General features: G+C 34.6%; 7 protein-coding genes. 1 reads left to right on the top strand and 6 read right to left on the bottom strand.

Annotation, left to right across the window (positions count from 1 at the left end; translation table 11 throughout):
- Positions 1–117: 117 nt before the first annotated feature.
- Both ACT29I_RS25480 and ACT29I_RS25475 read right to left on the bottom strand, forming a co-directional pair.
- Positions 118–672, bottom strand: coding sequence for a hypothetical protein (locus tag ACT29I_RS25480; RefSeq protein WP_430935646.1), 555 nt, complete (start codon positions 670–672; stop codon positions 118–120).
- Positions 673–681: 9 nt separating this feature from the next.
- Positions 682–1,092: a carboxypeptidase-like regulatory domain-containing protein gene (locus ACT29I_RS25475; protein ID WP_444794831.1), complete on the bottom strand. Its 411-nt coding sequence runs from the start codon at positions 1,090–1,092 to the stop codon at positions 682–684.
- A 716-nt stretch (positions 1,093–1,808) separates the two neighbouring features.
- Between ACT29I_RS25475 and ACT29I_RS25470 the strand changes: the two genes are divergently transcribed.
- Positions 1,809–2,507 carry a hypothetical protein gene (locus ACT29I_RS25470; protein WP_430935649.1) on the top strand — a complete coding sequence of 233 codons (699 nt, stop codon included), beginning with the start codon at positions 1,809–1,811 and terminating at the stop codon, positions 2,505–2,507.
- A gap of 262 nt (positions 2,508–2,769) precedes the next feature.
- Here ACT29I_RS25470 and ACT29I_RS25465 read toward each other — a convergent pair whose 3' ends face one another.
- From ACT29I_RS25465 to ACT29I_RS25450, 4 genes are all read right to left on the bottom strand, one after another.
- A complete protein-coding gene (locus tag ACT29I_RS25465; RefSeq protein WP_430935651.1) occupies positions 2,770–3,996 on the bottom strand; it encodes an adenylate/guanylate cyclase domain-containing protein in 1,227 nt (408 codons plus the stop codon).
- Between the two features lie 462 nt (positions 3,997–4,458).
- The gene (locus tag ACT29I_RS25460) at positions 4,459–5,112 is read right to left on the bottom strand and encodes a class I SAM-dependent methyltransferase (RefSeq protein ID WP_430935653.1); all 654 of its coding nucleotides are present in this window, start codon (positions 5,110–5,112) and stop codon (positions 4,459–4,461) included.
- A gap of 305 nt (positions 5,113–5,417) precedes the next feature.
- Positions 5,418–6,059: a class I SAM-dependent methyltransferase gene (locus ACT29I_RS25455; RefSeq protein ID WP_430935655.1), complete on the bottom strand. Its 642-nt coding sequence runs from the start codon at positions 6,057–6,059 to the stop codon at positions 5,418–5,420.
- 649 nt (positions 6,060–6,708) lie between these two features.
- Positions 6,709–6,954: PDDEXK nuclease domain-containing protein (locus ACT29I_RS25450; RefSeq protein WP_444794830.1), on the bottom strand; the 246-nt coding region annotated here is incomplete at its 5' end.

The following is a 6,954-nucleotide window of genomic DNA, read 5'->3' as shown; positions in this document are numbered from 1 at the left end:
AAACGCAAAAAACCCGATTAAAATACCTGGCAGGTATTAAAGCCGGGTTGTAGTTCAACCTGGAATAATCGCTGGGTTCCCGACTTTCGGGACAGGCATTGCAGACCGCTCCTATTCCTATTTATTATTATCATCTTTTGAAAATAGAACTTTATTAATCATATGTGCAAACCAGTCATAAAAATTTAGGTAGAAAATTCCACCAAATAAACTCAGAAAAACAATTGTAATTGGTTTTAGACTTACATTGTCATTTGTTAGAATAATTGGTATTGTATAAGATATTCCTAGTATAATGATACCTATAATTCCACCTTGTATTGGGACTAATAACAGATTAGGGGTGTCTTTAAATTTTGTCTTTTTATGAATAGTATCATTAATAACTTTTCCCAAAGCACCAATTATACCAAACGAGATTGCGGTTAATAAGAAACATAGAAAAGAGGGAATTTTCATAGCGTATGGGTATACACTTATTATTAATTCTTGTTCTCTCGCAGCATTCATTGTCTCTTTATTATAGAATTTTATTCCATGGTAAGTAACTTCCTTTTTTTCAAGAGTATTTGCTTTTTCATACAATTGCTCATTTTGCAGAATTATATATCCTCCAGAACCTATATAAAGAGCCGCTAAAAAAATTATGGCACACAATCCAACTTTAATCATAGTAAATTGCTATTTAAATGAACACTTGTGTTTCTTCGATAGTTTCTGCATTTCCTTTATAGTCATTGCGCAATGAGACATTATATGATTAATACAGCAAAACTCTATTAAGCCCTGTGACAGATTTACTTTTATATTGCTAAAATTGACATTTTCAATCTCAATATTTGTCATCCCTACGAATGAGACATTAACTTTAGCTCCTTTAGGTACTTTCAATTCAAAATAACCATCAATATTTGTTGACGTACCATTTGTTGTTCCACTTTCTAAAATTTGTGCTCCTGGTAATGGTTGTCCTTCAGTATCAACAATAATACCTTTTAATAATATTGAATCATTCTCCTGGGCATACAAAGAGACACTCAAAAATATTAACGTTAAAAAAATAAATCCTTCGTCAAAATTCAGTGTTTTCATTTTGCTAGTTTTAATAGTAATACTAGGTATCCGTACGCTTTAATAACCGCTAATCGGGATAGAATAGCGGATTACTCCACCTATCCCCCACAGATCCGGACGTACAGATTTCCCGTATCCGGCTCCTCAGTTAACATGTTATTATATTCAGACGCATAAATTTAATCATTATAGTGAAATTATACGTGGTTTTGGCAATTGAAAGGGTTACAAAAGACAACACATACACAACCAAGGATACGGCCACCGGTCCGGAACTTAGTAAAAGTACTCAAGTCTAAATTGTTGTAACAAAGCAAAGCTCGTTAGAAAACTTACAATTTAGTTTGCCCAAATGAAGGGAAAGTGCTTAAAAAGAATAGTATAATCCACAGTTTATTCATTTTGGGTTTGGGATTTTTTAATGTTGCACAACTAGTCAGAAATAACACATCACATGTCTACACATCGACTGTGGTCTTTATATTTTGTTCAGCTAAATTAAAAATATAATTGACAAATAAGATCTCAACTGCACTTTTTTTAGAAATTCTATTCAACTGCAACCTGCAGAAAGTTGCACAAAAAAGCCACCATCTTATCGATTATATCACTTCTTATGTCGAAAATAAATGCTTGTTGGTTGGAATTTCTTTGTATGTTTTATATTCAGGTATACATTCGCATTGTTTTCTACGAATAGTTCAAAACAATTCACATAACTAAATAATAAATAAATGAAGTTAATTACTTTGGCATGTGCCTTATTTATGCTACCTGTATTTTGTACGGCACAGGAAACTGAGAATGTAAAAAAGAATGTTGATAATGGAAAAGTATTTTTTGGGATTAGTTCAGGGATTGATTATTATCAGAATGCCTACCAGCAAACACCTACAGCAGACTATTCGTTTGAAGATAAAGGTCCTCGATATAACATAAATCTAGAAGCAGCCTATATGGTTACTGATCGTTTAAGGCCAAGAATTCAATTTGGTTTTCACCGTCAGGCCTATCGTCAAAATTGGTTGTCGGCAGCTACATCAAGTTCTAGTTCGATGAAGTATACAGATACACATCTTAATTATTTGGATATAAACCTTATGGCTGATTACTTGCTGATAGGGTTAAATTCAAAGTTTCAAACATTTATTTCTACGGGTATAGTGACTGAGTATAATACTTACCACAGTTTTAATACCACAAAAAACGATGGAGAAACAACGAGTACTGCTTTTAAAGAAATAGGTACGCACTACCCAAAGTGTTCTGCAGGGTGGCAATCTTCTCTTATTTTCAAATATAAAGTAAGTGACTTTATTGGAATTACCTTATCACCAGGATACAACAGATATTTTCGTAATTATGACGAAGATAATTCAGGAACATACCAACGTTTTAATTTGAATTTAGGTGTAGAAATAGGTATTAACTAATATTTAATCTATCTATTTGGCAGATAAATTAGTTATTTACCTCAGTTCGATTAAAAGAGACTAATCCAGCGGCAATATAATCAACGTATAGTTATTATCCGGGGAATACTTTATTCATATAATTTATTTCCCGGAATAAGGACAAACCCCACATATCAATTCCACCCTATAAGTAGCGTGCTCATGAAAAATGGAAGTCAATTCAACACTATGCACCTATCTGGCCTAAAGCCAAATTCGATGCTTAATGGTTAGCTACGGTTTATTTCACAAAATACATTTCCAATTCCCCTTTTCCCTTGGCAAAGATCTTTCCACGAGAAAGACATGTAAAGTCGTTTTTAATCAGTTCATAGGTGGATGAAGATATATTGATTTTACCTGCCTCACCAGCGGATTCTATTCTGCTGGCTGTATTTATCGTGTCTCCAAAAAGGTCGTATGCAAATTTCTTTTTGCCTACAACACCTGCTACTGCAGTTCCTGAATGTATCCCAACCCTCATTTTCCAAATTATTTCATGGCTTTTATTTCTCTTCTCAAGGTAGGATAGCATCATTTGTGCTGCTCTAATACAGTTTGCAGCGTGTTTTGTCATTTCTTTTTCAAGGCCACATGCTGCCATATATGCATCACCAATTGTTTCAATCTTTTCAACTTCCGTTTCTTCCATTATTTGATCGAATCGACCAAAAATGTCATTCAGTTCATTGACCAAAGTGATTGCCGATATGGATGATACAAGCTCTGTAAAGCCCACGAAGTCAGTAAATAGGATAGTGACATTCTTATGTCTTTTAGGAATGGTCTTACCGCTTTCTTTTAAGTCTCTAATTATGTTTGCTGGTAGAATATTGTGAAGAAGATCATCTGATTTTTTCTGCTCAACCAATAAGGATTCCTCTGATCTATCAATCAAGACTGACAAACTCCATATAAGAGTGAGACAAATGAAACCTGTTACACTTATATTAACAACTTGTAATACATATGGGTCCATCACATCATATTGCGCATTTAATTTTGATTGAAGCAAAACTGTAACAATCAAAGTCAAGCCAGCAAGTAAACCGAAACCATGGGCTATTTTCCTTGCCTTACGCGGGAAAGTCATATAAGGTATTATGATGATTAAGAAAAAAATGACTGCAACGCCTGAAGAGTATCCTAGTAAGTAAAGAAATAATAGAACGCCAATATATGATGATATACTAAGCCACGTTGAAGCAAGTACGCGCCAACCTTTTCCATTAAAAATTAACACAAGGAGAAACATCAATCCCATCAACCCATTGCTTCCGTAAATAATTGGTGCGTTTGTAAGTAAAATGGCCATTATCATCCAAATTGCCATAAATAAAGCACCCAGAATAGAGGCAATGTTTGTTACCCGCAAATACCTGATTTCAGTAACAGAAAACTCCTTATTAGGCCCAATATCAATTATTCTTTGGAGAATTGGAGTTTCGCTCTTGTTATTATTGTGCATTGGATTCTTATTTTTTCGGTAAAGAATTGATTAATCCCAAATGGTTGCTAACGGCAGTTTGTCTAAAAACTATTTAAGCTGCTATGGTTTTTGTTAAATATAGTTGATTTGAAAAATTATTGAAAATAATAATATGTTTTTGCCTGGTGCAATATGTTTTCCTCAAAAAACATTTTAAGGGGTCAACATCCGCCGGAATGCCATGCTAAAAACATAAATTTAACCAAGGTTTGGTAAGGGGGTCAGCTTACTCCGGAATATCCAAAAACAAACCAGTACAACAAGATTAAAAAATGCCACAACCCCTTGCAAACTGCACTTCATGAACCGAATGCAAAACATTAAACGCCCTTAGGTTGGCAGGCTGGTATAAAGGGCTTAGCCCAACAAGGATTAAAACCCAATTGAGCGCTGGCATTTGAAAATAAGCATAAAAAAAACGGTAGCGGGGATTGTATCCCGCTACCGCTTTTTTTTGCTCAACTGGGCTTTAATTCCTATAATGTTTTGTCTTTTAAAACTACAAAACAGGAAGTTCTGCATTGTGTCAAAAGGTGTTAAATGGTCTTCTCTTACGCATTTAATTTTGTCAAAACCATCTTTCAATTCCGCTGTTAAATCTTCTTCATTGTATTGTTTTATCTCAAGTCCGCTACATTTTTTAGGTCCATTTTTTGAAAAGGTTCCAATTGTCAAGAATCCGTTCACAGATTTTCTTGCGGTTTTAATATATTTTTTTATTTGTTCAGACGTAGTAAGAAAATGAAATGTTGCTCTATCGTGCCAAACATCAAAAGTCATATTGGGTTCAAATTCTGTGATATCACTTACAATCCAATTTACTTTGTTTGCTTTTTCTCCTAGCCGTTTTTTTGCTTTTTCAAGTGATTTGGAAGAAATGTCTAGAACACTAATATTTTCAAAGCCTTCATCAAGCAGAGAATCGACAAGTTTACTATCTCCACCACCAATATCTATTATTTTCGCAGTTTTCTTTAGTCCGAATGAATGTATAAATTCAAGTGAGGTTTTTGGTGTTTCTTGTGTCCAACTTACCTGGTCAGGATTTTTAGTTTCATAAACTGTTTCCCAATGTTTTTTTCTGTCTAATTTCATTGTTAAGTTCGTTTTTTCAGCTTGTGGCTAACGTTCACTGGATGAAGCGTGCGGAGATTTAACGAGAAAATCTTTCAAAACACCTCAGAGCCAAAGCTTATATTTGTGTTTATCTTTTCATATCTAAAGCCAAATCAAAGATTTGGCGGTGTTCGATTACCCAAACTAACACACAATTACTCACGAACGCCAATTGCTTTATACTAGCGGTAGTTTTTTCTATTTTTGAGTTTATTATCTTCATTTCCAAACTGTAATATTTTCTAAAATCACACTCTTTATTAAATAAATTACAAAAGCCAAATTTAGTCCTTTTGTGCAATGATAAACCGTTCAGGAACTTTTGCAATGTTAGTCGCCTCGATAATTTTAAAGCCCGCACCTTTCATTTCGTTTTCAAGTTCCGATGTTTTATAGAGAAATATTTTAGGCACAATCTTCAACTTTGTCAGCCCTGCCATTAAAAACCGAAGTGCCGATTTTCTTTCACGCAAACAAGCAGTTGCTGAAATAAACAATCCTTGAGGTTTTAGCAGTTCGTGGATTTTACTATACAGTTGTTTTTTGTCTTCAATGTATTGTAGCACATTGAAAGCTGTTATTTTGTCAAATGAATTTGATTGAAATTTTCCGTCAAATAGGTTAGTTCTAGTAAACTTTATGTTACTGATGTTTTGTTCGCTTGCTTTTTTTTTAGCAGCGTCAATCATTCCTGTTGAAATATCGGTAGCGTAAACCTTTTGTGCGTTTTGAGCTATTACAAGGGTTATGTCACCTGGTCCACAACCAAAGTCCAACACAATGTCTGTGGATTTGAAAAACTTGTTGACATCTTTTTTAATAGTTTGCAGTGCAGCACTATTCATTGTCCGCGTGGAATTAACAAAACGCCTGGAAACTATATCCCAAAATTTTTCTGGTTTTCCTATAGGTTTTTGCTCTTCCATTTCTTATTGATGTGCCGTTTTACAATTACCGCTAACGTCAGTTTGTTTAAAAAGCTATAGTTTTTTTTAAATATAGTTGATTTCAAAGATTATTGAAAATAATAATATGTTTTTGCCGGAGCAACATTCTTCCTGAAAAAACATTTTAAGGGGTCAACATCCGCCGGAATGTCATGCTAAAAACATAAATTTAACCAAGGTTTGGTAAGGGGGTCAGCTTACTCCGGAATATCCAAAAACAAACCAGTACAACAAGATTAAAAAATGCCACAACCCGGTGCAAACTGTACTTCATGAACCGAATGCAAAACATTAAACGCCCTTAGGTTGGCAGGCTGGTATAAAGGGCTTAGCCCAACAAGGATTAAAACCCAATTGAGCGCTGGCATTTGAAAATAAGCATAAAAAAAACGGTAGCGGGGACTTGTATCCTTCTACCGTTTTTTTGTGCTCAACTGGGCTTTAATTCCTATAATGTTAGGCACTGGCTTTTTTCTTCATTTGTAATTTATCTTTTCAAATTTGCTACAGTTTTCGTTTGAACTCAGCGTCGGCAAGACATACTCTTTTGCAATTTTTGGTCTGAGGGCTGGCTCGTGTGAATTGCAAATGTGTATGGCTTTCGCGTGGGTTGTTATTTCGTAATCACTTACTCGTCTAATTCTCTTTTTTCGAGTTCTGACTCTAATTCTTCCACTGTTGGCAAATCACCTTTCAAGTTGTCTGGTAATGCTTCAGTTAAAGTGAATTCGCTTACGCCCATTGGTTTTGAAATATCACGCAAAGCAAATTCAGTTTCTATTTTCTTTTTATCTCTGCAAAGCAATATGCCAATAGTGGGTTTGTCGTCATCTGCTTTTACCAAACTATCTACCGCTGAAAGATAGAAGTTCAG

The sequence above is a fragment of the Saccharicrinis sp. GN24d3 genome (assembly GCF_052400645.1).
GTDB lineage: Bacteria > Bacteroidota > Bacteroidia > Bacteroidales > Marinilabiliaceae > Saccharicrinis.
This window is presented reverse-complemented; position numbering and strand designations above follow the sequence as displayed.

Bases quoted from the DNA above. Each gene is read 5' to 3' on its own strand.
- ACT29I_RS25470 (WP_430935649.1), top strand. From the start codon at position 1,809: ATGAAGTTAATTACTTTGGCATGTGCCTTATTTATGCTACCTGTATTT.
- ACT29I_RS25475 (WP_444794831.1), bottom strand. From the start codon at position 1,092: ATGAAAACACTGAATTTTGACGAAGGATTTATTTTTTTAACGTTAATA.
- ACT29I_RS25480 (WP_430935646.1), bottom strand. From the start codon at position 672: ATGATTAAAGTTGGATTGTGTGCCATAATTTTTTTAGCGGCTCTTTAT.
- ACT29I_RS25455 (WP_430935655.1), bottom strand. From the start codon at position 6,059: ATGGAAGAGCAAAAACCTATAGGAAAACCAGAAAAATTTTGGGATATA.
- ACT29I_RS25460 (WP_430935653.1), bottom strand. From the start codon at position 5,112: ATGAAATTAGACAGAAAAAAACATTGGGAAACAGTTTATGAAACTAAA.
- ACT29I_RS25465 (WP_430935651.1), bottom strand. From the start codon at position 3,996: ATGCACAATAATAACAAGAGCGAAACTCCAATTCTCCAAAGAATAATT.